The 26685-nt window shown below is 60.9% G+C and carries 18 protein-coding genes and 3 pseudogenes; 15 read left to right on the top strand and 6 right to left on the bottom strand.

Annotation, left to right across the window (positions count from 1 at the left end):
- Window positions 1–29: 29 nt before the first annotated feature.
- The 9 genes from M0D64_RS30475 (at window position 30) to M0D64_RS30515 (ending at window position 12118) form a co-directional block, all read left to right on the top strand.
- Window positions 30–797: an enoyl-CoA hydratase/isomerase family protein gene (locus M0D64_RS30475; protein WP_266260498.1), complete on the top strand. Its 768-nt coding sequence runs from the start codon at window positions 30–32 to the stop codon at window positions 795–797.
- A gap of 281 nt (window positions 798–1078) precedes the next feature.
- Entirely contained in the window at window positions 1079–2284 is a 1206-nt protein-coding gene (locus tag M0D64_RS30480) for an acetyl-CoA C-acetyltransferase (RefSeq protein ID WP_266260500.1), read from the top strand.
- A gap of 9 nt (window positions 2285–2293) precedes the next feature.
- Window positions 2294–4444 carry a 3-hydroxyacyl-CoA dehydrogenase NAD-binding domain-containing protein gene (locus M0D64_RS30485; protein ID WP_266260501.1) on the top strand — a complete coding sequence of 717 codons (2151 nt, stop codon included), beginning with the start codon at window positions 2294–2296 and terminating at the stop codon, window positions 4442–4444.
- Window positions 4445–4469: 25 nt separating this feature from the next.
- Window positions 4470–5630 carry an acyl-CoA dehydrogenase family protein gene (locus M0D64_RS30490; RefSeq protein ID WP_266260502.1) on the top strand — a complete coding sequence of 387 codons (1161 nt, stop codon included), beginning with the start codon at window positions 4470–4472 and terminating at the stop codon, window positions 5628–5630.
- Window positions 5627–6601 (top strand): nitronate monooxygenase family protein, encoded by a 975-nt coding sequence (locus M0D64_RS30495; RefSeq protein ID WP_266260503.1) that lies wholly within the window; start codon window positions 5627–5629, stop codon window positions 6599–6601. Before M0D64_RS30490 ends, M0D64_RS30495 begins: the two co-directional genes overlap by 4 nt.
- Before the next feature lie 123 nt (window positions 6602–6724).
- Window positions 6725–8884 carry a fatty acid oxidation complex subunit alpha FadB gene (fadB, locus tag M0D64_RS30500; RefSeq protein WP_266260504.1) on the top strand — a complete coding sequence of 720 codons (2160 nt, stop codon included), beginning with the start codon at window positions 6725–6727 and terminating at the stop codon, window positions 8882–8884.
- 222 nt (window positions 8885–9106) lie between these two features.
- Window positions 9107–9532, top strand: a complete 426-nt coding sequence (locus M0D64_RS30505) for a DoxX family protein (protein WP_266260568.1) — start codon at window positions 9107–9109, stop codon at window positions 9530–9532.
- Window positions 9533–9812: 280 nt separating this feature from the next.
- Window positions 9813–10733, top strand: a complete 921-nt coding sequence (locus M0D64_RS30510; protein ID WP_266260505.1) for a LysR family transcriptional regulator — start codon at window positions 9813–9815, stop codon at window positions 10731–10733.
- A gap of 200 nt (window positions 10734–10933) precedes the next feature.
- Window positions 10934–12118: an acetyl-CoA C-acetyltransferase gene (locus M0D64_RS30515; protein ID WP_266260507.1), complete on the top strand. Its 1185-nt coding sequence runs from the start codon at window positions 10934–10936 to the stop codon at window positions 12116–12118.
- On the opposite strand, the pseudogene M0D64_RS30520 reads toward M0D64_RS30515, so the two are convergent.
- The 3 genes and pseudogenes from M0D64_RS30520 to M0D64_RS30530 all read right to left on the bottom strand — a co-directional run.
- Window positions 12118–12509: pseudogene (locus M0D64_RS30520) on the bottom strand (transposase); the annotation flags it as partial. The gene M0D64_RS30515 and the pseudogene M0D64_RS30520 sit on opposite strands and share 1 nt — an antisense overlap.
- Before the next feature lie 5 nt (window positions 12510–12514).
- Window positions 12515–14098 carry a fatty acid--CoA ligase gene (locus tag M0D64_RS30525; protein ID WP_266260508.1) on the bottom strand — a complete coding sequence of 528 codons (1584 nt, stop codon included), beginning with the start codon at window positions 14096–14098 and terminating at the stop codon, window positions 12515–12517.
- A gap of 78 nt (window positions 14099–14176) precedes the next feature.
- The gene (locus M0D64_RS30530; RefSeq protein WP_266260509.1) at window positions 14177–16687 is read right to left on the bottom strand and encodes a LuxR C-terminal-related transcriptional regulator; all 2511 of its coding nucleotides are present in this window, start codon (window positions 16685–16687) and stop codon (window positions 14177–14179) included.
- A 738-nt stretch (window positions 16688–17425) separates the two neighbouring features.
- On the opposite strand from M0D64_RS30530, the gene M0D64_RS30535 reads away from it, so the two are divergent.
- On the top strand, window positions 17426–18040 hold the full coding sequence (locus M0D64_RS30535) for an FMN-dependent NADH-azoreductase (protein ID WP_172166795.1): 615 nt from the start codon (window positions 17426–17428) through the stop codon (window positions 18038–18040).
- A 490-nt stretch (window positions 18041–18530) separates the two neighbouring features.
- Here the strand turns inward: M0D64_RS30535 and M0D64_RS30540 are convergent.
- A pseudogene (locus tag M0D64_RS30540) lies at window positions 18531–19846 on the bottom strand (IS701 family transposase).
- Between the two features lie 350 nt (window positions 19847–20196).
- Here M0D64_RS30540 and M0D64_RS30545 point away from each other — a divergent pair.
- From M0D64_RS30545 to M0D64_RS30565, 5 genes are all read left to right on the top strand, one after another.
- Window positions 20197–20424 carry a hypothetical protein gene (locus tag M0D64_RS30545; protein WP_266260511.1) on the top strand — a complete coding sequence of 76 codons (228 nt, stop codon included), beginning with the start codon at window positions 20197–20199 and terminating at the stop codon, window positions 20422–20424.
- A 370-nt stretch (window positions 20425–20794) separates the two neighbouring features.
- On the top strand, window positions 20795–22474 hold the full coding sequence (locus M0D64_RS30550) for an electron transfer flavoprotein-ubiquinone oxidoreductase (protein ID WP_266260512.1): 1680 nt from the start codon (window positions 20795–20797) through the stop codon (window positions 22472–22474).
- A 58-nt stretch (window positions 22475–22532) separates the two neighbouring features.
- The gene (locus M0D64_RS30555; RefSeq protein ID WP_266260513.1) at window positions 22533–23675 is read left to right on the top strand and encodes a Re/Si-specific NAD(P)(+) transhydrogenase subunit alpha; all 1143 of its coding nucleotides are present in this window, start codon (window positions 22533–22535) and stop codon (window positions 23673–23675) included.
- A gap of 12 nt (window positions 23676–23687) precedes the next feature.
- On the top strand, window positions 23688–24020 hold the full coding sequence (locus tag M0D64_RS30560; protein WP_028198874.1) for an NAD(P) transhydrogenase subunit alpha: 333 nt from the start codon (window positions 23688–23690) through the stop codon (window positions 24018–24020).
- On the top strand, window positions 24020–25474 hold the full coding sequence (locus M0D64_RS30565) for an NAD(P)(+) transhydrogenase (Re/Si-specific) subunit beta (RefSeq protein ID WP_266260514.1): 1455 nt from the start codon (window positions 24020–24022) through the stop codon (window positions 25472–25474). The genes M0D64_RS30560 and M0D64_RS30565 overlap by 1 nt, the downstream gene beginning before the upstream one ends.
- 175 nt (window positions 25475–25649) lie before the next feature.
- On the opposite strand, the pseudogene M0D64_RS30570 reads toward M0D64_RS30565, so the two are convergent.
- Window positions 25650–26033: pseudogene (locus M0D64_RS30570) on the bottom strand (transposase); the annotation flags it as partial.
- A 299-nt stretch (window positions 26034–26332) separates the two neighbouring features.
- A complete protein-coding gene (locus M0D64_RS30575; RefSeq protein ID WP_266260515.1) occupies window positions 26333–26629 on the bottom strand; it encodes a hypothetical protein in 297 nt (98 codons plus the stop codon).
- Window positions 26630–26685: the final 56 nt, after the last annotated feature.

Consider the following 26685-nt stretch of genomic DNA (forward strand, 5'->3'; position numbering starts at 1 on the left):
ACCTTTCCACCTAGTCTTCAGGATCGATTGTGAGCGAAGTGCTATCCATAACCCGAGACGGGAACGTCGCGCTTGTCACGATGAACATGCCCGAAAAGCGCAATGCTTTGACGGCACTGCTCTATACCGAGCTGGCGGCGGAATTGGCGCGCCTGCAGGACGATACAGGCGTCCGAGCGGTCGTGCTTTACGGCGGACGCCATTTTTGCGCGGGCGGCGATCTGGGGGGGCTCGATGCGTCGACCCTCGAAATGCGGCGAAAAATGAATCACGGGCACCGCATCGTTCGTGCCATCACAAGTGGGCCGTGGCCGGTCGTCGCCGCCGTCGAGGGGAGCGCGTACGGTGCCGGTTTTTCCCTGGCGCTTGCCTGCGATTTCGTGGTGGCCGACGAGAATGCGAGCTTTTGCGCCGCGTTCGGACGAGTCGGGCTCACGCCAGACTACGGTTTGATGTGGACGTTGCCGCAGCGCGTCGGTATCGGTGCGGCACGCGAGATCTTGATGCTCTGCGAACCCGTAGCGGGCAGCAAGGCGAAAGACATGGGCATCGTGGACAGGCTTTGCCCGCCATCCGCGGTGCTGGAAACTGCGCTTGAGCTCGCCAAACGGCTCGCTGCCGCCCCGCCGGGAACGATCGCGACGACCAAGGCCGTGCTCGCCCGCCATCCGATGCAGCTCGATACGATGCTGGCCTGGGAAGCCGACACGCAATCCGCGCTGGTACGAAGCGAGGACTTTGCGGAGGGTGTCAAGGCGTTCCTGGAAAAACGCGCGCCAACATTCAATGGCAAGTGAGCAAGCGTGGGAGCCAATGCCGTCCAAACTTCGCTCGATAGCAGCGTCGCGCGTAGTTTGCCTGCCGAAGGCCGGGAAAAACGTCGGTTTCGACGATTCCGGGAATACCCGCCCCGGCCACAATGAATCCAAGCCGCAATGCCGACCGGCATGCCGGCGGATCACAACCCGGCCGTATTGGCGCAAGCGCATTGTGTGCAGGAAGGCTCGCAAGCGTGCGGTACATGCGCCTCACGGCCACGCACGCTGATGCGATGTTCACCGCATGGATGAGAACTACTATGATCGAATCGTTGATTTATGACCATGTTCGTACGCCGCGTGGTCGCGGGCGTGCCGGCGGCGCCTTGCATGCGATCACGCCGGTCGAGTTGGCGAGTCAGGTGTTGATCGCTCTGAAGGAGCGGAATCGGCTCGATACGCACCAGATCGACGACGTCGGCCTCGGTATCGTGATGCCAGTCGGTGAACAGGGTGCGGACCTGACGCGTTTCGCGCTGCTCAACGCAGGGTACGGGGAACACCTCGCCGGCTACCAGATCAACCGATTCTGCACGTCCGCTCTTGACGCCGTCAATCAGGCAGCCGGCGTGATCCAGGCTGGTCACGCTGATGCCGCGATTGGCGGGGGCGTGGAGTCGATGTCGCGGGTTCCGATCGGATCGGACGGCGGCGCCTGTTACACGGATCCTCGACTGGCACATCAATTTCCGTACATGCCCAATGGCGTGGCAGCCGATCTCATGGCCGCTCTCGGCGGATTCTCACGCGGCGACGTCGACAGCTATGCGGCGGAGAGTCAGCGTAGGGCCGATCTGGCACGCAGCTCGGGCCATTTCGCCGCGTCACTCACTGTCGTGCGCGACGTATTGGGAGAGCCCGTCCTGGCCCATGACGAAGCGATTCGCCCGGGGATCACGGTGGCCGACCTCGCGAAACTGGCGCCCGCATTCGCGGAGCTGGGCGAAGCAGGGTATGACGCGATTGCCCAGCAGCGCTACCCGCATCTCGAGAAGATTGACCACATCCATACAAGCGGCAATTCGAGTGGCATCGTCGATGGCGCGTGCGCCGTCCTGCTCGGCAACCGGGCGTTTGGCGAGCGGAACGGTCTGAGGCCGCGCGCGCGGATTCGCGGCTACGCGTCGGGTGCGTCGGAGCCGTTGCTGAGCCTGGGTGGGCCGATGCCTGTGACGGAAAAATTGCTGTCGCGGCTGGGCATGACCGTCGACGATATCGACCTGTTCGAAATCAACGAAGCGTTCGCCGTGGTGCCGATGTGCTACATGCAGACGTTCGACATCCCGTTCGAACGGGTCAACGTCAGCGGCGGGGCGATCGCGCTCGGTCACCCGCTTGGCGCGACGGGCGCAATGCTGCTCGGTACGCTGCTTGACGAGCTGGAGCGGCGCGACCTCAATATCGGCCTCGTCACGCTGTGCGCCGCCGCAGGGCAGGCGACGGCCACGATCATCGAACGCATCTGAGCGACTATCATGAAAACCATCGACTTCGAGATCGACGCAGACGGCATCGCGCGGGTTGGCATCGACGTACCGGGGCGGACGATAAACGTCTTCGTTCCAGAACTGCTGGCGGACCTGGCGAGCGTCGTGGAAGCGATCCGCACGCGCGACGACATTCGAGGTGCGATCCTGACCTCGGCCAAGGCAAGCGGGTTTATAGCGGGCGCGGACCTCAAGGACTTCGCGACCGCGCATGATCGGCGCGTATCGGCGCAGGCGGCGCGCGACATGACGCTGCATGCGTCGCAGATCTTCCGCAGCCTCGAGACCAGCGGCAAACCGGTCGCGGCGGCAATCAACGGACTGGCGCTGGGCGGCGGTTATGAACTGTGCCTTGCGTGCCACTATCGCGTCCTGGTCGACGATCCGAAGGCCGTGGTGGGGCTTCCCGAGGTGACAGTGGGACTGCTGCCGGGAGCGGGCGGAACCCAGCGCCTGCCCCGGCTGATCGGGATCGAACGCGCGATACCGTTGCTGCTCGACGGGCGCCATGTCGGGCCGGTGGACGCGCTGCGAATGGGGCTCGTCGACAAGGTGGTCGCTCGGGATCTCGTGTACGCGACCGCGCGCGAATGGGTGCTCGCCCATCCTGCCGCGTGTCAGCCATGGGACGTCAAGGGATTCAAGGTGCCCGGCGGCGCAGGCGCGCTCGCGCCGCACGCGGCAAAGACGTTCGGGTTGGGCGTCGCGGCGCAGCGCGCGGCGACGCGGGACAACTATCCGGCGCCCGGCGCGATCCAGTCCTGCGTCTATGAAGGAACGCAGTTACCGCTCGACGCGGCACTGCGGGTCGAGGCAAGCTATTTCGGCAGCCTCCTTGCCGGATCGGTGGCCCGTAATCTGATGCGTACACTGTTCGTCAACAAGCTGGCCGCGGACAAAGGCGTCGGACGACCGGGCCTTCCCGACGAGAAAGTCGTAAAACTCGGCGTGCTGGGGGCCGGCATGATGGGCAGTGGCATTACCTATGCGGCCGCCGTATCGGGAATCGACGTGGTGCTGCTGGACGCGAGTCAGGCGGCCGCCGAGCAAGGCAAGGCACGTTGCGCCGCGCTGCTCGCGAAGGAGGTGGCGAAGGGGCGGCGCAGCGAACAGGCCGCGTCTGACGTACTCGCGCGCATCACACCTTCGGATGCATTCGCATCTGTCGCGGACTGCGACCTGGTGGTCGAAGCCGTCTTTGAGAATCGCGAGATCAAAGCTGACGTGATCCGGAAGGCAGAGGCGGTTCTGCCGAAATCGGCCGTATTCGCGAGCAACACCTCGACGTTGCGGATCACGGGGCTCGCCCAACACAGCATGCGCCCCGGGCAGCTCATCGGCATCCACTTCTTCTCGCCGGTGGAGCGCATGCAGCTCGTCGAAGTCATCGTGGGGCGAGACACGTCGGAGTCGACCCTCGCGCGTGCGCTCGGGTTCATCAAGCAGCTCCGCAAGACTCCAATCGTCGTGAACGACAGCCCGGGCTTCTATACGAGCCGGATTTTCTGCGCGTTTGTTGATGAAGGCATGGCGATGCTGGCGCAAGGCGTGGCGCCCGCGCTCATCGAAAACGCCGCGAGACAGGCCGGGATGGCGACAGGGCCGCTTGCCGTGACCGACGAGGTCTCGCTCGAACTTCAGAAGCAGGTCATCGACCAGGCAATCGCGGACGGTCTGCCCGATCGCTGCCTGCGGCAGCACGCCGCTCCGGTCGTCGAGAAGCTGACATCCATGGGTCGTCTTGGCCGCAAGGCGGGAATGGGGTTCTATGACTATCCGCAGGGTGCGAAAAAGCACTTGTGGAATGGCCTGAGTGAACTTTACCCGCTGTTGGAGCGGCAGCCTTCCGTCGAGGAGGTCAAGCGGCGGCTGCTCTATATTCAGGCGCTCGAAGCCGCCCGCTGCATCGAGGAAGGCGTCCTGACGGACGCGGCCAACGCGGATATCGGTGCCGTGATGGGGCTCGGGTTTCCGACATGGACGGGGGGCACACTGTCGCTGATCGAGACGATCGGCCTGAGCACGTTTGTCGCAGAGTGCGACGGGTTTGCGTTGCAGTTTGGCGAACGCTTCCAGCCGTCGGAATGGTTGCGCAGACGCGCAAACGCGAACGAGCCGTTTTTTGCGCAACCGGCGTAACGACTTAGCGCGAGGGTACTTGAACATGCGACGCACTCATTTCGACGCGGATCATCTCGCGTTCCGGGACACGGTCAGCCGCTTTTTTCAGGGGGAAATCGGCCCGCACGCCGAACGTTGGCGCGAACAAGGCTTCGTCGATCGCCAAGCCTTTCGGAAGGCGGGTGAGCAGGGCTATCTGCTCATGTGGGCACCGGAGATTTACGGGGGACTGGACCTGACCGATCTGCGCTTCGAACAAATCCTGTACGAGGAGAACGTTCGCCACGGCGAACTCGGCTTTTACATCAACCTTCACTCACGCGTCGTCGCGCCATATCTCGGCACGTTCGGAACGGACGAGCAGAAGGCGCGCTATCTGCCGCCCGCAATCCGTGGCGAAGAGATTCTCGCGATCGCGATGACGGAGCCAGGAGCGGGAAGCGATCTCGCCGGCATGACGTCGCGCGCACAGGACATGGGCGACCATTGGCTGCTCAACGGCGCGAAGACGTACATCTCGAATGGCAGTCTGGCCGACGTGGTCATCGTCGCCGCGAGGACCGTGCCTGGAAGCCGTCACGGAATCGGCCTGTTCATTGTTGATGCGGGCATGCCGGGATTCAGGCGCGGCAACAGGCTGCGGAAGATCGGCTTGCATGCGCAAGACACGGCGGAGCTGTTCTTCGACGATGTGAGGGTATCCAAGAGCCATGTCCTGGGCGACCCGACCAAGGGTTTCGTCTACATGTCGGAACTGCTTGCGGAGGAGCGCCTGCAGGTCGCCATCGGGTCGATTGCGCACGCGCAGGTGGCGTTCGACATCACGCTCGACTTCATCAAAGAAAGGAAAGCGTTCGGCCGGTCGCTCGGATCGTTCCAGCACCTTCGTTTCGAGATGGCCGGGATGCGGGCGCAGCTCGATGCCGCGCAGGCGCTGGTCGATCACTGCGTGATGGAAGCGAACGCGGGGGCGCTCACGGCTGTCATGGCATCGGAGGCGAAGCTTCTTGCGACCGACCTCGAGAACCGGGTGATCGATACGTGTGTGCAGTTCCATGGCGGTGCCGGCTACATGGAGGAGTACCGCATCGCGCGGATGTTCGCCGATGCGCGCGTATCACGGATTTTTGCGGGCACCAATGAAATCATGAAAGAGATCATTGGTCGCGACCTGGGACTCGACGACAGGAAACACAAGCAATGAGGACGCGTGTCACCGAAATTTTGGGTATTCGCTACCCGATCGTCCAGGGCGGGATGATGTGGGTGGGAACCGCGGAGATGGCCTCGGCGGTGTCTAATGCCGGCGGTCTCGGCACGCTCACCGCACTCACTCAGCCGACACCGGATGCGCTGGCGGCCGAAATCAAACGCTGCCGCGCGATGACATCGCGACCGTTCGCAGTGAACCTGACGATCCTGCCAGCAGCGAGCCCGCCACCATACGAGGCCTACCTGGATGCCGCGTTGCAGGCGGGCGTCAGGATCATCGAAACTGCGGGCAACAGCCCGAAAGCGTTCGTTGAAAAGATCAAGGCCGCCGGCGGCGTCATCATCCACAAGTGCACGACCGTCAGACATGCATTGTCCGCGCAACGCAACGGCGTCGACATTGTGAGCATAGACGGCTTCGAGTGCGCGGGTCATCCCGGCGAGGACGATGTGTCGGGGCTGATCCTGATCCCGCGCGCCGTTCAGGCGCTCGAGATTCCGGTGGTCGCGTCGGGGGGCATAGGAGACGGACGGGGCATGGCGGCCGCATTCATGCTCGGCGCGCAAGGCGTCAACATGGGGACGCGCTTTTGCGCGACGGTCGAGGCTCCAATTCATCCGCATATCAAGGACGCGCTCGTTCGGGCAACGGAACGGGACACGCAGTTGATCTTCCGGACGCTGAACAATACCGCGCGCGTGTTCAAGAATGCCGTTGCCGATGAGGTCGTCGCCATCGAGCGCGGGCCGGGCGGTTGCGAGTTCAAGGACATTCACCCGCTGGTGGCCGGTGCGCGCGGCAAGGTCGCGCTTGCGAAAGGTGATATCGACGGCGGCATCATCACGGCGGGCCAGGTGATCGGGCTGATCCACGACATTCCGACATGCGAAGCCCTCATCGAGCGGATGGTCGCCGAATGTCGCACTCGATTGCAGCAGGTGCTGGCGCGACTCGTGGACTGAACGCTGGCGGCCGCGCCCGATTGGGGTCCGCGACGAGATCGCGATGACCCGACGGAGGCGCGCTGCTGGCGTGCGGAAGCGCGGCGTTGGTCGTGTTGAATCAACCGGCAAAAGGACATCGGCATGATTTGGGAAGGGAAAATTTTGTGCGTCACACGTCTGGAAGACGGTGTGGCGGAGCTGTGCTTCGATCGTCGGGGGCAGACGGTCAATGTGCTGGATCGGGCGGCGCTTGAGGAGCTTGAGGCTGCGCTTGACGCCTTGTACGCCGCCGACGATATCCGCGGACTCATCGTCACGAGCGCCAAGGATTCTTTCATTGTCGGCGCCGATATCTCCGAATTCTCGAGAACGTTTTGCCTGCCCGAAGCCGAGTTGCGCGCCTGGGATGCTGCATGCAGTGCGATCTTCACCCGTCTGGAAGATGTGCCGTTTCCGAGTGTGTCGGCCATCAACGGTGCGGCGCTCGGTGGTGGCCTGGAACTGGCACTGACAAGCGACTTCAGGGTCGCCGCGACGACGGCGCAGGTTGGACTCCCCGAGGTCGGGCTCGGCATCGTGCCGGGATTCGGCGGGACAGTGCGCCTGCCTCGCATTGCCGGCGCAGTGGTTGCACTCGACTGGATCGTCGGCGCGGGCACGAGAACGATAGCGGTCGCACGGGAGGCCGGTGTCGTCGACGTCGTGTGTGAACTCCCGAGCCTCCGAAGCACGGCGCTGTCGTGCCTGCGCGAGGCGATCGGTCGCCCCGATGCGTGGATGGCGCGCCGGCGCGCGCGGCTGGCGCCTTGCGACGTATCGAACGACGCACTGGAGCAGGCAAGGACAGCCGCGAAGCGCTACGGCAGGCATTTTCCGGCAGCCCTTGCTGCGGTCGAGCTGATCGGCGACGCAGCGCCGCTCGCGCGAGAGGGGGCACTCGAACTCGAAGCCGACACGTTCGCGAAACTGGCGAAGACCCAGGCGGCCGCATCGTTGACCGGCATCTTCATCAACGAGCAGGCGCTGAAGAAAAAAAACCGCGATGCAGCGCGGGTTGCCCATTCGGTGCGCAGGGCCGCGGTGCTCGGGGCGGGCATCATGGGGGGCGGCATCGCGTACCAGAGCGCATTGCGTGGCACGCCGATCATCATGAAGGATATCGCACCGACGGCGCTGGATCTGGGGATGAGCGAAGCCGGGAAGCTGCTCGGGAAGCAGGTCGGTAGCGGCAGGATGTCGGGCGACGCAGCGCGGAAAGTGCAGCAAAGCATCGTGCCGACGCTCGACTTTGACGGTTTCGACGGCGTGGATCTCGTGATTGAGGCCGTCGTCGAGAAGCTCGGCGTGAAGCACGATGTGCTGGCAGAGGTGGAGCAGCGAATCCCTGAGGACGCGGTGCTGGTGTCGAACACATCCTCGCTGTCGATCGCCGAACTGTCGACGGCATTGGCTCGCCCGGAGCGTTTTGCCGGAATGCATTTCTTCAACCCGGTGCCGCAGATGCCGCTCGTCGAAGTGATTCGTGCACCGCGAACCTCGCCGCAGACCATTGCAACTGTCGTCAGCTTTGCGCGGTCGATGGGCAAGACACCGGTGGTTGTCTCCGACTGTCCGGGATTTCTTGTCAATCGGATCCTGGCCGCCTATATCATGGGCTTCCTCTTACTCGTACGTGATGGGGGAGACTTTGTCGCGATCGACACGGCGATGGAGGCGTTTGGCTGGCCGATGGGACCGGCCTATTTGCAGGACGTCGTCGGCATGGATACGGCTTCGCATGTGATCGACGTCATCAGCGACGGTTATCGCGATCGAATGAATTTTTCCGGTCGGCATGCGGTCAAGCTGATGGCCGGCGCCGGGCGCCTCGGTCAAAAGAGTGGACTCGGATTCTACCGGTACGAGCCGGACGAGAAAGGTCGCATGCGGAAGCTGCCTGCGGATGAGACGCATGCGTTACTTGTGTCGGCGCAGCCGAACGGTGTCCGTGATTTTCCGGTGGAAGAAATCATACAGCGAATGATGCTGCCGATGATCATCGAGGCCGCGCGCTGCCTTGAGGAGGGGGTCGCGGAATCGCCCGGCGACATTGACATGAGCCTGGTTCTCGGGGTGGGATTCCCTCGTCATCTGGGCGGCGCGTTGCGATATGCCGACACGTTGGGTGCGCGGTGGATCGTGGAGGCATGCGAACGCCTGGCGCCACTTGGACCGCTATACGAGCCGAGCCCGCGGCTGCGGAGCATGGCTGAGCGTAACGGGCGTTTCTTTGATGACGCAGATGGCCGTCTCGAGCACTGACATCGATACAGCCGGGTGCGCTGGCCGTAGACGATCCCCGGTTGTTCGAATCAGGTGACGGCATCACAAAGGAATTCACTTCAATTTTGCACGAGTGAAATCCGGGAGGTATCTCCGGTCAGTTCGCGCGGGGTGCCTACGATCATTTTCAGGGTCTCAGATTGCCCGGATATCGGGATCACGATTCAATTCACTTTCAATTACTTCTTTGGGGACTACGCCATGAAATCACTATCAACCAATTCGTACCAAGCGTTTGCGTTGGTCGGCCGAGTTCTCTTGGCCACCATATTTCTTGTCAGCGGGTTCGGCAAACTTGTAGCCGCCAGTGCGACCATGGGATATATAGCGTCGGTCGGATTGCCTGCACCCATGCTCGGTTATGCCGTCGCATTGACACTCGAGATTGGTGGCGGCTTGCTACTGATCGTCGGCTACCAGACGCGGCTGGTGGCGACGCTGCTGGCCATGTTCTCGATCCTCACTGCGCTCTTCTTTCATCACGCGTTCGGCGATCAGAACCAGATGTTTCATTTTCTGAAGGATCTCGCCATTGCCGGGGGGCTCGTCCAGGTCATCGCGTTTGGCGCGGGCGCATATAGCCTCGATGGTCGTCGCGCTTTGCCGGAAGTTCGTGCTGCATGGTGAACCACGGCGAGTCAGGCGTGGCCGCCACGTCTGAACCGTCGTTCCGGGCGGGGTGTGCCTCTGGCACAGCCCGCCCGCCGTTGGCGCAACGACAGCAAGCACGATCGCACGTTCGTCGCACGGCGATGTCGTCGGCGGACGCCTGATGGGGCATACTTGGTGAAATCGCTTGCCGTCAATACGGCAACGTAATAACCAGGGGCATGCCTTTACTTGAAATCGCGAAGTACCAGTCCGATCGAAAGGGGCCACGTCTCTGTTACGAACATGGAGACAATCGATGGTGGACCTGAACGATGTGGCGCTCTTCATCAATGTCGTCAAGGCCGGCAGTTTTGCGGAAGCGGCCCGGCGCCTCGGATTGCCGGCGAACACCGCGAGCAGGCGGGTCCAGGCGCTAGAGCAGGATCTCGGAGCGCGCCTGATGCAGCGCTCGACGCGCCGGCTTGTATTGACCGATGCGGGTCAGAGGCTGTTCTCTCAAAGCGCCGCGCAGATCGAATCCGTGACGCAGTCTGCCCAGGAGATTTCCGAAGGTAACGCAAATCCCTGCGGGAAGGTGCGCGTGGCCGCGCCGGCGGATTTCTTTCTTATCCTGCCGATCGACCGGGTGAACGAGTTTCTGATGGCCAATCCGCGAGTCCGGTTGGAATTCATCCTGAGCGACAATCGAGCCGATCTGCTCGCCGAAGGAATCGATGTGGCGCTGCGGATCGGCAAGGGAATCGAGCCGAATCTGGTCGCCCGGCAGATAGGCTGGATCAGCGGCGGACTAGTGGCGAGTCCCGCGTACCTCGACGCGCATGGCATGCCCAAATCGCCGTCCGATCTGTCGGATCACGACTGCATTGCGATCCCGACGAATCTGTCGGGTTATACGACATGGCGTCTCGAAGGACCAGATGGAGAGCACGAGGTCGCGGTCAGGGGGCGGTTTCACGTCAACAGCGTTCAGTCCCAGATCTACGCCACGCTCGGCGGTTGCGGTATTGCACTGCTTCCCGTCGCGACCACGCTCGAGCATCTGGAGGCCGGGCGACTAGTGCAGGTGCTTCCCGAGTACGGTATCCGTCGGGTTGGCGTCTACTTCGTCTTTCTCGATCGACGACAGCTGCCGCGAGCGGTAAGCGCATTCATCGACTTCGCGATGACGAAGATTCTCGACGCAAAAAGCATCGAACCGCTCGCGTCCGCCGGATAGGGCGCAGAGCAGCGCGAGCGCGCGATGATCGAGATGGCTGCGAGATCGTCGTATTCGACGACGACCGCCAGGTTTCCAGTTTTTATACTGCGGACAAGGTCGCGTGGCGACCGACGCGCGAGCCGCCTGATCGAAGTTTGGAATCGTATGGCCGCGGCGCGCGTTCTCGTCTTTTCAATTTACGTACTCGAGAGGCCAGCATGGCTGAAGCATATATCGTTGCCGCAGTGCGTACCGCTGGCGGTCGCCGCAATGGCCGGCTATCGGGTTGGCATCCTGTCGACCTCGCCGCCCAGGTTCTTGATGCGCTGATCGATCGCTCCGAAGCCGATCCGGCGATGGTCGACGATGTGATCGTCGGTTGTGTCAGTCAGGTTGGCGAACAATCGATGAACGTTGCTCGTAATGCTGTTCTTGCCTCGAAGTTACCGATTTCAGTGCCCGGAACCTCGGTCGACCGGCAGTGCGGTTCATCTCAACAAGCATTGCACTTCGCCGCTCAGGCCGTCATGTCCGGGACGATGGATGTCGTGATCGCCGCAGGCGTGGAAGTCATGTCGCGTGTGCCGATCGCATCGGCAAATGCGGTGGCAATCAAGAGTGGCATGGGCGGGTATATCAGCCCGCGTGTTAGCGAGCGCTACGATCATCGCGAATTTAGTCAGTTTGACGGCGCCGAAATGATCGCAGCGAAGTACGCATTTTCGCGCGACGACCTCAACCGCTTTGCGCTTCAGAGTCATTTGCGTGCAGCAGAGGCGGTGCGCACGGGACGCTTTTCAGCGGAGATCGAGCCGGTTCGCGTGACAGCTCGTGATTCGGAAGCCGCAGCCGGCGACGACATGCATGTCATTGACGAGGGTATCCGGTTCGACGCTTCGCTCGACAGCATCGGCAGCGTAAAACTTCTGCAGGAGGGGGGCCGGATTTCCGCAGCTTCCGCGAGTCAGGTTTGCGACGGCGCGTCTGGTGTGATGGTCGTGAGCGAGCGCGGCCTGAAGCTGTTGGGCGTCAAGCCGCTGGCGCGCATCCATCACATGTCGGTGTTCGGACACGATCCGGTAATCATGCTGGAAGCACCGATTCCGGCAACGCAGCGCGCCCTCGCGAAAGCGGGACTGAAAATCTCCGATATCGGCTTGTACGAGGTCAACGAGGCGTTTGCGCCCATCCCACTCGCATGGCTGAAGCAGCTTGATGCGGATCCGGCCCGCCTGAATGTCAACGGGGGGGCGATCTCGCTTGGGCACCCGCTCGGCGCATCGGGTACGAAACTGATGACCACACTCATTTACGCGCTGGAACAGCGCGGCGAGCGCTATGGCCTCCAGACGATGTGCGAAGGTGGCGGCATGGCCAATGTGACGATCGTCGAGCGGCTCTGATCGTCGTCAAAGTCGCACAGCACGGTCATCTCGACGAGCAGCTCGTTGGCCAATCGAAGCGAGCGCAGCGTATGCGGTATCGACCGGGCGGTCTCGGCGATCATCGCAGCGTCAGGAGTATCACTCTTGGCTTCGCCAGCATGTAGGCAGCGATCGGCAATGCGCCAATGGTGGCGGGTTGGTCGATGGTGAACAGGAGTCGGCTGTGCGCCTTGAGCCCGACGATGAGGGTACGGAGCTTGACATCATCGTTGGGAAGTGCCTTGTTCTATCCGCGCTTGCCGCTCCGATCGAGCGCGACGGCATGGTACTGGCCTTTGCCAAAATCGACACAAACGAAGCGGCTTGAAAAACTTTCACAACCCGATCCGGCGCGAAACCGGCGCAGCATGTTCGTCAATTGACTTGACGATCTCTGCCGAACCAGTAAGGCTCTCGAAGCGTCCGCCGCAGAATCTTGCCGGACGCATTTCTCGGCAGGGCATTGACGAAATCGATACTCTTTGGAACCTTGAACCCCGCGATACGTGCACGGGCGAATTCAATGATACCGTCGGGGTCCGGGGTGACGCCGGGCTTCGGTACGACAATCGCTTTGACCGCCTCGCCCCATTTTTCATCGGGTACGCCGATCACGGCCACTTCGACGACATGCGGATGCCCGTAAATCGCGTTCTCGACCTCAGCAGGATAGACGTTTTCGGCGCCCGAGATGATCATGTCCTTCACGCGATCGTGGATGTAGAGATAGCCGTCTTCATCCAGGTAGCCGGCATCGCCGGTTCTCAACCAACCTTGAGCGTCGACGACCGCGTCGGTGGCTTCCGAATTGCGCCAGTAGCCGGCCATGTTCGCCGCCGAGCGCGTCACGACTTCGCCGACAGTGTTCGGTGGTAGCGCGTTTCCGTGCGAATCGACGATGCTGATCTCGACCCCCGGCATTGGCAAGCCGGCGCCCCGCATGCGCGCGTTGCCGGAAAGGTGGTGATCCTCGGGTGGCAGATACACGATGGTGCCGGACGTTTCGGTCATTCCATACTGCTGACAGAACGCGCACTCGAACAGTTTGATGCACTCGCGCAGTAGCTCGATCGGCATAGGAGATGCACCGTAGAGAATGCATTTCAGCGCGGAATAGTCGATGTGGCGCGCCCTTGGCGACCGTGCGACCAGCTGCAACGCTGCCGGCACCATGAACAGCTGTGAAATCCGGTCACGCTTGACACAGTCGAGCACTTTTTCAGGATCGAACTCGCGCAGGATGATGCTCTTCACACCATGGTAGAGCCCGATGACTCCCCACGCGGTTCCGCCGACATGGGCGACGGGCATTGCGACAAGACTGATGTCATCAGGTTTCCACGCGAACCACGACAATCGTGCCCTGGCCGCCGCGCGACGTCCTCGAAGCAGATTTGCGTGGGTGAGCATCACCCCTTTCGGCCTTCCGGTGGTTCCGGACGTATAGAGTTGCAACGCGACATCATGCTCGTCGACGCAGAGGTCGACTTCATCGCCCGAGGCTGTATCGCGCCAGGTCTCGAAGAGTTCGTGAGGCGATAAACAGGGCTGGTCCATCGCGATTACTTTGGGACGTCGCTTGAGGCCGGACAAGGCCTGCTCGACCTGGGACATGGTCTCCGCTCCGATGAAAACGATCGATGCGCCGCAATCCTCGATGATAAAAGCCATTTCCGCCGGCGTGAGCCGCCAGCCGACGGGCGTCAGCACGACGCCCGCTTTCGCGGCGCCAAACACGAGTTCGAAGTATTGGTCACTGTTCTTGCCCACGTATGCAATGCGATCGGCCCGTTTCGCGCCTGCGACGGCCAGCGCGTGCGCGACCTGGTTCGAATGCCGGTTGAATTCATCGTAGCTTGTCTCTCTTCCCTCGAAGCTCATGGCGACGGACGTCGGACGCAAGCGCGCGTAGTGGCGGGCGATAGCGCCCAGCGTTGGCATCGAATCGAAGTCGGTCATCGGATTCGCGGATGGTCGCGTGCAGGTTACCAATGGTTTCTCCGGAGGGGCGGTGTCGCATCTTGCGACGCGCCGGGCTCAGCGCATCAGACCGAGCTTGCGCGCGATCGCGATGGCTTGGGTGCGGCTGCGAGCATTCAACTTGCTGTTGATATTGCGCAAGTGGGTGCGAATCGTGCTGTCGGATACGAAGAGGTTTTCCGCCATGGCGGCGTTGGAGTAGCCTTCAGCAAGCAATTGCAAGACCCGCAATTCCTTGCGTGTCAGCGGCTCCAGCAAGCCGCCGGGGCAACGCGACGAAGGGGGCGGTGCTTCGGCCGCGGGTGACGGATTGAGCGCATGCAGGAGTCGCTGCACATACTCGGCGAGCACGGGCGTGTTGCGTTGGCTCCCGCTGCCTTGCGTTGCGTCGAGACAGCGCTCGAGTAAGGGGATCAGCACTGCACCCTCGTCCAGAATCGAGCGCACGAACCCTTCGTGACACATGTGATGCAATACGGGCATCGCCATCTCAACGGCACCTTGCGTCATGCCGTTGCGCTGCAGTGCGATCGCCGAAAGGAGACGCAGTTTGAGAGCGCGAATGCCGCGCTCCGATTGTTGCGCTTCGGCAAGTACCGGCTCAAGCTGCTGCAGCGCGACAGCCGGATCACCGAATAGCATTTCCCAGCGCGCGCGTCCGATCACGACATCTTCGACGTCGTTGGCCGGCAGGCTCAGCCGCGCGACACGCCGCCACAGAGCAGTGTCGTCGCTTCGGTCGAGTTCCTCACGCGAAAAATCCGCGTAGCCCTGCAGCAACAACAGCCGGGCGCGTTCGAGCCTCGACGACGCGACGACACGTGCCAACTGGCGTTCAACGCCGAGGTATTCCAGTTCGGTTAGAAATTGTAACGAACGGTCGACATCACCCCGCTGGAATGCAATCCGAGAGCGCATCCGGTAGCCCATGATGATGTGATCTGGGAGGCCGACGTCACGCGCCAGCGGCAGATAGACGCTAAGCAGATGCTCGGCCTCCTGGACGTTGTTGGCCTCGTAGACCGAGGCCGCGTAGGGCACACCAGCCCATGCGTTACCGCTGGTCAGGTTGTATGAGAACGCGGAGGTCGACCCGATTGCGATGCGAAAGCGTGCCGTCGCGTCACGCAGGCGTCCGAGCTGTAGATCGACGAGTCCTTCTGTCGATTCCGTATGCATACGAACGAACACGCCCTTGTTCTGCACGCGCCGCGCGGTGTCGAGCAGGCGGTGCGCTTCGCGATGATGGCCGAGGACCGAAACGATATGGCCCATCGAATTGCACAGCACACCATCAGCAAACGCATTGATCGACGGCAGTTTATCGAGGCATTGCTGGCCGAGAGTGTAGCCGTCCTCGAACCGATCCATCATCGCGAGCAACATCGGGCGTTGACCGTTGACATGTGCGCGTACCTGTGGGTCCTGACTTTCAGCGCAACGTGATCGATCCAGCAGCTCCATCGCCTGACGAGGTCCCTTGGTGAATGCCAATGCCCAAACCGCGATGACCTGCAAACACGGGTACATGACCAGTTCGCGTGGCTGGAACGCTTCGAACCAGCGTGCCAGCAACCGCATGCGACCTTGCTCCAGAAAATGATCGACATGTTGTGCGAGCAGCGATAGCGCATACGGATGATCCGCTCCTTCGATGGCATGGTCGATCGCCGGCACAATTTGATGCCGCTCCTCGTACCAACCGGCGGCCGCCAGATGGAGGCGCAGAATCTTCTCGGGCTCCTCGCGACGCAATTGCGCGCACAGGTAGTCTGCGAACATGCTGTGATAACGCCAGGTGCGATCCTCTCCGCCGGCGGGAATGAGGAAAAGGTTGGTGCTCACCAGCCGATCCAGTATGTGGTCCGCATCCAGTCTCGGATTCAGGGCCTGGCACAGGGAGGGATTGAGCTGCCGCAGGATGCTGGTTCGCAGCAGGAACTCGCGGATCTCCGTGGACTGATACGCCAGCACGTCTTCCGCGAGATAAGCTGCCATGTCGCGGTGCGAGCCCGAAAAGCGCTCGATGAAGTCGCTCTGTGCGCCATGACGCGCGAGCGAGACTGCCGCGAGCGATAGCGCCGCTGCCCAGCCCTCGGTTTTTTGGTGCAGGCGCATCACGTCACCGCGTGACGGTGGCTGCTTCAGTCGTAGTTCGAACAATTGCTGCGTATCGTCCGGCGAAAAGCGCAGATCCTCGGTATCGATCTCGAGCATTACACCCTGAACACGCAGACGCGCAGTGCCGATATCGGGCTCGGCTCGCGTACCGATAACGACCTGGCAGTTGCGAGGCAGATGTTCGATCAGCTCGCGCACCAGACCGATGACAGATAGTTCGACGAGTTTCTCGAAATCGTCGAGGAACAACGTGAAGGCGGTGACTTCGCGAGATATCGCCTGCAGGATTTCCAGCGGTGTGGCCGACGGAAGTTCATCGAAACCGGACAGCACGATCGCCGTACGCAGGCAGTTGATGAAGCGTGGTAGGTCGTTGTCGGCGCGCTCGAGTGTGAGCCACGCGGAATGGATATTCGCGTGATCAAGGTGGTTGCGGGCCTGAGCCATTGCTGTCGTCTTCCCGAAACCCGCTGGCGCGCGAACCAGGATCAGTTTGGCGCGGGTATGCTCGATCCGCTGACACACAGCGGCGCGCGGAACTTCGTAGCTGGCCGATTTGGCTGACAGGGTCCTGCTGAAGGGTTCGGGCGCTACGGGGAGCGTAGAGAACGAGACTGACGCATTCATCACAGGCACCCTCAATGTGAATATCGACCGCGTGACCTGATGGTGATTCCTCAGGTGAGTCGTGAAAAAAATATAAGCGTCACTGGGCCTGTCGACTAGGCATGAAGGACGGATTTCACTCGTCCAGAAATGATGGGAATCTGTGGTCGTTCGTCGGGACGCGGATTGCGGTTGCCGGGCGCGCGCGTTATTCGTCTATTGCGGTGCGGAAAGTGTTGTTCGTTCAGGACGCCAGGAATGTCCTCGGTCGGGCTGCCCATCGCTTTGCGGGGCCTCGGCGAGGCGATGATTGTCGCCGGTTGTGGACGAGTGAAATCCAGGCACGGCAGCTAATCGTCGAACACGGCGTTGGATAACATGTCCCCACGCGCTGCGTATGTGGTGATTCATTGTGGTTGCGCCATCGGGCCTTTCGGAAAAAGACACTGGCCACCCGTCGCAGGCGAGAGATGCGCAAGCTTTCCAGATCAACGCCGGCCTTTCGGAACTACATCGTGAACTGGTCAATGCCGGTGCCGGGATGACATTGCACTATTCAATTTTATGGAGTCTCCATTTATGACGACGCTACTTCACATCGACAGCAGTATCCGAAGCACGGGTTCCGTTTCACGTCAGCTCACGGCCGAATTTGTGAGCAAATGGACGATTGCCCGGCCTGGTGATACGGTCGTCGCGCGCGATCTGGCTCGCGATCCCGTCCCGCATCTGACCGAGCAGATGATGGGTGCCTTTTTCACACCGGCCGACTCGCGGTCGCCCGAGCAGGCCAAGACCGTGGCGTTGTCTGACACGCTGGTCGACGAACTGTTCGCTGCCGACGTCATCGTGATTGGTGTGCCGATGTACAACTTCTCGATCAGCTCGACGCTGAAGGCATGGATCGATCACGTGACTCGTGCAGGCGTGACGTTCCGCTATACCGAAACTGCTCCCGTCGGTCTGGTCAGTGGCAAGAAGGTCTATGTCTTCACGGCCAGTGGTGGCGTCTATAGCGAAGGTCCCGCGCAGTCGATGAACTTCCAGGAGACGTACCTGCGTGTTGCCCTCGGCTTTATCGGACTGACTGATGTCACCGTCGTGCGCTCGGAAGGACTGGCAATGGGTGAACCGTCAGTCCAAGCCGCGTTGACTCACAGTGGCCGGATGATCGACGAGTTGGTCTCTGTGTAAAGCGGCAGGCCGTAAATATTCGACGTAGCAGGGGGCGCCGGGTTCCGCAGGCCGATGCCGATCCGGGAGATGGCTGGTTACACGATGGATACGAGGGAAAAGCGATGCCACACATGATTGCCGATCCCCGCATGGCGGAATACTCGTGAGTGGAGACCTGCCCGGTCAACTGCATCAGCCCCAGCGCGTCGGACGAGGATTTCGACGGCGCCGAACAGTTGTATGCAAATCCCAACATTTGCATCGATTGCGGTGCCTGCGTCGAAGTCTACGTGGGGCTGGGGATCTTTGAAGCGGACTATCTTCCGGAGAAGTGGCGACATTACGCGCAGGTCGATCGCGACTACCTCCGGGCAAGAGGGCGTGAGGATGGTGCTGCCATTGCGCGTTGTGATTGTCGGAACCCGCCCGGCTGCGATGGATGCGGTCGGACACATGTTCGAAACTGACGAGCTATCGCCCGAGATCGACGTCTTCTAGTCTTACCCTCTTATATACGTGGCGTTGTGGGCGCTGGACTGCCGCGTGGGATGTAATCCGGGGGAAGGACAGGCAGCGCGCGTTCAACGAAGTTTTTTTATCGTCGGTACCTGATCCCATCCTGAGTCTGCATGCCATCAGAAACCCATATGCAGCGATACTCAGTGTGGCATGGTTGTGAAAGCCGCGCCAGCCGCGCCCTTCGTAGTGACCCAGCCCGAACTCCTGTTTTAGATCCTGATAGTCGCGTTCGATACGCCAACGCATCTTCGTCACAAATACGAGTTGTTCGAGCGTCGCCTCCTCAGGAGCCGTGCTGAGAAAGTATTTGAGCGGCTCTGTATCGCCTTCGGGCCATTCAATGAGCAACCACTCCTCAGCGCGCAGGGTAGTGCGCCAATAGTCGCGATGAGCGGGACGAACCCGCACGGCGGCAAAGCGTGAGGAGAGTGCCGCGTTGCTGCCCTCTCGCCAGGTTCCGGTTTGCCAAGCGTTCGCGGGGAATTGCATCGCCAGCGTCTTGACCGCGAGCGGTTCGTGGCCGGGCGCACGGCGCAGCAACGTGGACGGCTTGCCACGCCCACCCCACGGCTTGGGGGAAAGGGGCGCCTTACCGGGTTCCCACACCGTGGTGGCGGGGCGAATCCCCACCGCGTATATCAAGCCCAACTCGCTCACGCCATCCCGAAAGGCCGTCTCATCACCATATCCCGCATCGGCCAGCACGATGCCCGGCGCAATCCCGGATGCAATAGCCTCGCGCAGTTGGGCCAATGCGATCTGTGGTTTGGTTGCGAAGGCCTGATCGTCGGGAATGCCCGCGCGACGGGCACGTTCCCGATCGTCAATCCATTCCTTGGGCACGTACAGCTGGTAGGCGATTGGCAGGCTGCCGCGTTGCGTCGCGATCGATAAACTCACTGTGACCGGACAGTTGTCCTGTTTCCCGAGCCGACCACAATACTGCCGTGCGACCCCCACCGAGCGGCGGCCCTTCTTCGGAAAACCTGTGTCGTCAATAATCCAGTAGTAACCGGCCTATTCAGCGGCATGCGCGCCTAGCGCGGGCATCACCCACTCGCGCACCCGCTGCATGATCGCCTTGTCAGACCACTCTGCCTTGGCAACAAAATGGTGGAGCGACTGATGCTTCGCACTTGCGTGAAGCGGATCAATATGCGCGGCCATCGGCTCGACGCTCTTTCGTGACAGCGGCAACACCAGGCCAGAACAGTAGCCTTTAAGGCCGGCGTGGCGATCAGCGTGTCCTAACTCGTGGGCCAGATGGTTGAGATACGCTTCAAATTCATCAATATCTTCTGTCATTGCGATCGCCCGGATTCTATATTAGTTCATAGTGCCAGGTATTTATTTTTATTGACACAGTAAGAATGGAGAGATGCGCAAGTACGCCCTGGACAACGCGGCTCGCTGAAGACATTTCACGGGTTGATCGCAGTTGGTGTGAATTCGTCTGTTCCGACGATGACGTGGCGGTGCCAAGCTCCATAATCGTTTTCATTCTGAGACGACTCCTCCCTGGGCAATATTGGCGCATCTGCATGCGCGCCAATTTCAAACGAGACTCAGCGATAGATGGAGGGCATCCGTTAGTTTCGTTTCGGAAAATCACTCGTACATTTTAATTAAATCGATTTGTCAGTCAACGGAAAACAATGCTGCAACTTGAACGACACCTGATAATCGGATGGGAGGCGGTAATGAAGCGATCCATGGGAGCAATTTGCGTACTGGGCGTTGTTGCTGCAGTGGTGCTGATATTGGTGTGTATTGGTGGTGAATCATCGGACGAGCAGACGATTCGGAACGCATGCGCATACTACGGTGGCAGTTGCGTGTTTCCTGAAATTTTTTTAGGAGCGTCTATTCGCCTGTTTCCATGAATGGTTTGGCTATTTCGACTTGTATCGGAAATGGATTGTCATCTGAATAATAATTTCGGATTGGAAGCGGATTAAGCGAAATTTATATAAGACATAATGGTAGGAGTCACGTGACTCAGACACTTGCGCGTACGTGCACAATGGCACCGGAAGGATAGGTTATTGACGGACTAACGTCAGAATGGATGTTTAAATTCACCTTGGGAACAATATGGCAAGACGGTGGAAAAACACGAGTCAATGTGTCGGCAGTAGGTGCGTGAAAGGAGGCGATCTGGGAATCAGCAACAATCCTGCGTTTGATCGATTCGGCTGCCGGGTCAGTCATGCCAGCAGCATCGTCACCAAGATTGGCAATTGAAGGAAACGGATGACGAATTCGAATGATTTGAACGGTGCGCAGCACCGTCAGCGGGAGTTTATGGAATACGACGTCGTGATCGTCGGCGGCGGCCCGGCTGGCCTGTCCGCAGCGATCCGCCTGAAGCAGTTGGCGGCGGAAAAAGGCGTCGAGCTTGGCGTGTGCGTACTGGAAAAAGGCTCGGAGATCGGGGCTCATATCCTGTCGGGCGCGGTGATGGATCCGCGCGCCATCACCGAACTGATCCCGGGCTGGAAGGAAAAAGGCGCGCCGCTGACGGTGGACGTGACCGAAGACAAATTCCTGTTCCTGACGGAAACCGGCTCGAAGAGCGTGCCGACCTGGGCGCTGCCGGATAGCTTCAAGAATCACGGCAATTATGTGATCAGCCTCGCGAACGTCACGCGCTGGCTGGGTCAGCAGGCTGAAGCGCTCGGTGTGGAGATTTTCCCGGGCTTTCCGGCTGCTGAGATTCTGTATAACGACGATGGCTCGGTCAAAGGCGTCGCCACCGGCAATCTCGGTATCGGCAAGGATGGCGAGCCGACCGAGAACTTCCAGATCGGCATGGAACTGCACGCGAAGTACACGCTCTTCTGCGAAGGCGCGCGTGGGCATCTGGGCCGTCAACTGAACGACAAGTTCAAGCTGCGCGAAGGCGTCGATCCGCAGGTCTACGGTATCGGCATCAAGGAACTGTGGGAAATCGATCCGGCGAAGCACAAGCCGGGTCTGGTGATGCACACCGCCGGCTGGCCGCTGGAGAACGACACGTACGGCGGCTCGTTCCTCTATCACATGGACAACAACCAAGTGGTGGTGGGCTTTGTGGTCGGCCTCGGCTACACGAATCCGTACCTGTCGCCGTTCGAGGAATTCCAGCGCTACAAGACGCATCCTGCGATCCGTGCGATTCTGGAAGGCGGCAAGCGGGTGTCGTACGGCGCGCGGGCGATCACCGCGGGCGGCCTGCTGTCGCTGCCGAAGCTGGTGTTCCCGGGTGGCGCGCTGGTGGGCGACGATGCGGGCTTCCTGAACGCGTCGCGGATCAAGGGTTCGCACGCGGCGATCAAGACGGGCATGCTGGCGGCTGAGGCTGCTTTTGAAGCCGTGCAGGCAGGCCGCACCAGCGATGAACTGACGGCCTATCCGGAGTCGTTCAAGACCTCGTGGCTGCACACGGAACTGCATCGTGCGCGCAACTTCAAGCAGTGGATGAGCAAGGGCCTGTACCTCGGCACGCTGATGGTCGGCATCGAGCAGAAGCTGTTAGGCGGCAACGTGCCCTGGACGCTGCATCACCAGCATTCCGATCACGAGATGCTGAAGCCCGCTTCGCAGTGCAAGCAGATTGTCTATCCGAAGCCGGATGGCAAGCTTACGTTCGACCGTTTGTCTTCAGTGTTCATTTCGAACACCAACCACGAAGAGAATCAGCCGGCTCACCTGACGCTGAAAGACCCGTCGGTGCCGGTGAACGTGAACTGGCAGACCTATGCCGGTCCGGAGTCACGCTACTGCCCGGCAGCGGTGTACGAGTTCGTGAAGAACGATGATGGCAGTGAGCGGCTTGTGATCAACGCGCAGAACTGCGTGCATTGCAAGACCTGCGATATCAAGGACCCCACGCAGAACATCGTCTGGGTGACGCCTGAAGGTGGCGGTGGGCCGAACTATCCGAATATGTGAGTCACGCGTGCGGCCGCAGATCTCAATCTGCACGCCTTGATATGGAGGACACCGACAAATGATGATTGGGGTACCTGTAGAAACGCGGGCGAACGAGGCGCGCGTGGCCGCGACGCCCGAGACGGTCAAGAAATACACGGCTGCCGGCCACCGCGTGAGCGTCGCGCGAGGGGCCGGCACGGCAGCCAGCTATCCGGACGAGGCCTACGCGGTGGCTGGCGCCGAATTGACCGACCAGTCGACCGCCTTCGATGCCGATATCGTTCTCAAGGTCCAGTCTCCGACCGATGCCGAACTGCCGCTGCTCAAGCGCGGCGCGACGCTGGTCGGCATGCTCGATCCCTTTAACGCCGAAAACGCGCTGAAACTCGCCGCAGCGGGCGTCACCGCGTTCGCGCTCGAAGCCGCGCCGCGCACCACCCGCGCGCAGAGCCTCGATGTGCTGTCGTCGCAGGCGAATATTGCGGGCTACAAGGCTGTTTTATTGGCCGCCACGCTCTATCCGCGCTTCATGCCGATGCTGATGACCGCGGCCGGCACCGTGAAGGCCGCGCGCGTGCTGATTCTCGGCGCGGGTGTGGCCGGTCTGCAGGCCATCGCGACCGCCAAGCGCCTCGGCGCCGTGATCGAAGCCTCGGACGTGCGTCCGGCGGTGAAAGAGCAGATCGAATCGCTCGGCGCCAAATTTCTCGATGTCCCGTACGAAACCGATGAGGAACGCGAAGCCGCGCAGGGCGTCGGCGGCTACGCGCGGCCGATGCCGCCTTCCTGGCTTGCGCGCCAGTCGGCGCTGGTCCACGAACGGGCGAAGCAGGCAGATGTGGTGATTTCCACAGCCCTGATCCCCGGCCGGGCCGCGCCGACGCTGATCTCGGTGGAAACCGTGCAGGCGATGAAACCGGGCTCCGTGCTGGTGGACCTCGCAGCCGGACGCGGCGCCGAATACGAAGGCTGGCGCGGCGGCAACTGCCCGCTGACCGAAGCGGACCAGGTCGTCACCCGAAATGGCGTGCAGATCGTCGGCTATACGAATCTGGCCTCGATGGTGCCCGCCGATGCGTCATCGCTCTACGCACGCAACCTGCTCGACTTCCTCAAGCTGATCATCACCAAGGAAGGCGCCCTGAACATCGATCTCGCAGACGACATCGTCGCGGCCACGCTGCTGGCCCGTGACGGCGAAGTCACGCGCAAGGCATAGAGGAGAACGGCGATGGAAGTCATCAACCACACCGTCATCAACCTGATCATCTTCGTGCTGGCGATCTACGTCGGCTACCACGTCGTCTGGAACGTCACGCCCGCGCTGCACACGCCGCTGATGGCCGTGACCAACGCGATTTCGGCGATCGTGATCGTCGGCGCGATGCTCGCAGCAGGCCTCACCGTGGGTGACACCGGCAAGTTCTTCGGCACGCTGGCCGTTGCGCTCGCGGCGGTGAACGTGTTCGGCGGATTTCTGGTGACGAGGCGAATGCTGGAGATGTTCCGCAAGAAAGAGCCGAAGAAGCTCATCGCTGACAAGACGGCCAAGGAGAACGCGTAATGAGTCTGAACGTCGTCACGCTGCTTTATCTGGTTGCGTCGGTCTGTTTCATTCAGGCGCTCAAGGGGCTGTCGAATCCGAAGACGGCGCGCACCGGCAATACCTTCGGCATGGTTGGGATGGCGATTGCGATCCTCACCACCATCGCGCTGATCGTCAAGCAGGCGAATGCGCTCGGCTCGAATCTTGGGTTAGGGCTCGGTCTGCTGCTGGTCGCGCTGGTGGTCGGCGGTGCGATCGGCGCGTTCGTCGCGGCTCGCGTCGAGATGACCAAGATGCCGGAGCTGGTCGCGGCAATGCACTCGCTGATCGGTCTTGCGGCTGTGTGTATTGCGTATGCGGTGGTATCGGAGCCGTCGGCCTTCGGTCTGGTCGATCCGGAGAATCCGGTGCCGGGCTTCCTGCCGTACGGCAATCGCGTCGAGCTGTTCATCGGCACGTTCGTCGGCGCGATTACGTTCTCCGGTTCGGTGATCGCGTTCGGCAAGCTGTCGGGCAAGTACAAGTTCCGGTTGTTCCAGGGCGCGCCGGTCGTCTATGCAGGGCAGCATCTAATCAACCTGTTCCTCGCGCTCGCGATGCTCGGCTTCGGCGTGATCTTCTTCCTCACGCAATCCTGGCTGCCGTTCATCATCATGACGATCATCGCGTTCGTGCTCGGCGTGCTGATCATCATTCCGATTGGCGGTGCGGATATGCCGGTGGTCGTGTCGATGCTGAACTCGTATTCGGGCTGGGCGGCGGCGGGCATCGGCTTCTCGCTGAACAATCCGATGCTGATCATCGCGGGCTCGCTGGTGGGTTCGTCGGGTGCGATCCTGTCGTACATCATGTGTCGTGCGATGAACCGCTCGTTCTTCAACGTGATTCTCGGCGGCTTCGGCAACGAGGCGGGTGCGGCTGCAGCGGGTGGGTCGGCAGAACAGCGTCCGGTGAAATCCGGTTCGGCTGACGATGCTTCGTTCATGCTCGGCAATGCCGAAACCGTGGTGATCGTGCCGGGGTATGGTCTTGCGGTAGCACGTGCCCAGCATGCGTTGAAGGAACTCACCGACAAGCTGGTGGAGAAGGGCATCGAGGTGAAGTACGCGATTCACCCGGTGGCCGGACGGATGCCGGGTCACATGAACGTGCTGCTCGCCGAAGCCGAAGTGCCGTACGACATGGTCTACGAAATGGACGACATCAACGGCGAGTTCGGTCAGGTCGACGTGGTGCTGGTGCTCGGTGCGAACGACGTGGTGAACCCGGCGGCGAAGAACGATCCGAAGTCGCCGATCGCGGGCATGCCGATCATCGAGGCGTACAAGGCGCGCACGGTGATCGTGAACAAGCGTTCGATGGCGGCGGGTTACGCCGGCCTCGACAACGACCTGTTCTACATGGACAAGACGATGATGGTGTTCGGCGATGCGAAGAAGGTGATCGAGGATATGGTGAAGGCGGCCAATTAGGTTCCGCAGCCTGGATATTCCCCATTTTTTCGAGCGATCTCAATAAGGTGAGCCACAAGGGTGAGTTCAAATCCGATTGACGAACCCAACGTCAACGCAAGATAGCGCATATGGAATATGCAGTGTGCGAAGCGCGCGATTGGTTGTGGCACGGTAGAGTGACCCCTCGCGATTGGTAATAGGCACTCGACCGGTTGAAGCCTAACAGCCGGGCTCTGCTGTGTCACCGGCCGAGCGTGATCACGATCGATCATCGCCGTACGCCCAGCAGTCCCGCCGTGCTGAGCGCGCTTTCTAAAAAATCATTCTCCAGAGTCAACTGTCTGATCTTCGCGTGCAGCACCTTCACGTCGATTGGCGGTGCGGCCGGCTCCGCGTTGCACACTTCGAACACATCGGCAACCCGCTCCTGCAGTTGCTTCTTCCAGTCCGTGATCTGGTCGGCGTGGACATCACATTGCTGGGCCAACTCTGCCAGCATCTTGTCGCCCTTGAACGTCGCTACGGTCAGCTTTGCCTTGAACTCCGGTGTGTGGGTCCGTCGGTTTCGTTTCGTCATCTTCAGGTTCCTTGTTGCCGGCCATTATGGCCAACCTACGCCCCAGCTTTTCCACTCAACGAACTGTCCGAATTCTCGAAGTCACCTCTCAGTCTGTAGGGTCATAAAACTATGTCGGGTAATCAGCTCGGCTGTTCCGCTCCGAAGCGCCCAATCTTTGGACCAACATGAAGTCACGCCCATCTCGCCCGACATAGTTAGGAAGAGCACATAGTGGAGGAGATCGTGGCACGTCACCGTCCTTTTCCCGGTGCGATCGTAAAGTTCCTGCCGTATCTCGGAGGGCAGCGCTTTCGATATCAATGCAACGATCTTTTCAGCGACTCGGTGAATAGAGGGCCGCCAGTCTGGGCATTCAGCATGAACGAATGGAAAGGCCGGTCTCGACAATTTTCGCAATAGACCGGCACGAGGCGGGCAGTCGCGTCGCTGACAGGAATCTGCCTGATCGAATGGATGGTCTTGATGCTGGGTTTCGAGTAGCGGCTATCGCCGTCTGCTTCTTCATATCCATTCTGTCGGACATCCAGCCAGTACCGTGTCCGATCGAACTTACGGTCATGGCTGCTCTTGATGGCATCCGCAGTCAGCAGCAACAGCTCGCCTCGGCGTAGTCCCTGATGAAGCATCAACACGAACGTATGAAGACCCG

It is taken from the genome of Paraburkholderia sp. WS6 (assembly GCF_030464835.1).
Classification (GTDB): Bacteria; Pseudomonadota; Gammaproteobacteria; order Burkholderiales; family Burkholderiaceae; genus Paraburkholderia; species Paraburkholderia madseniana.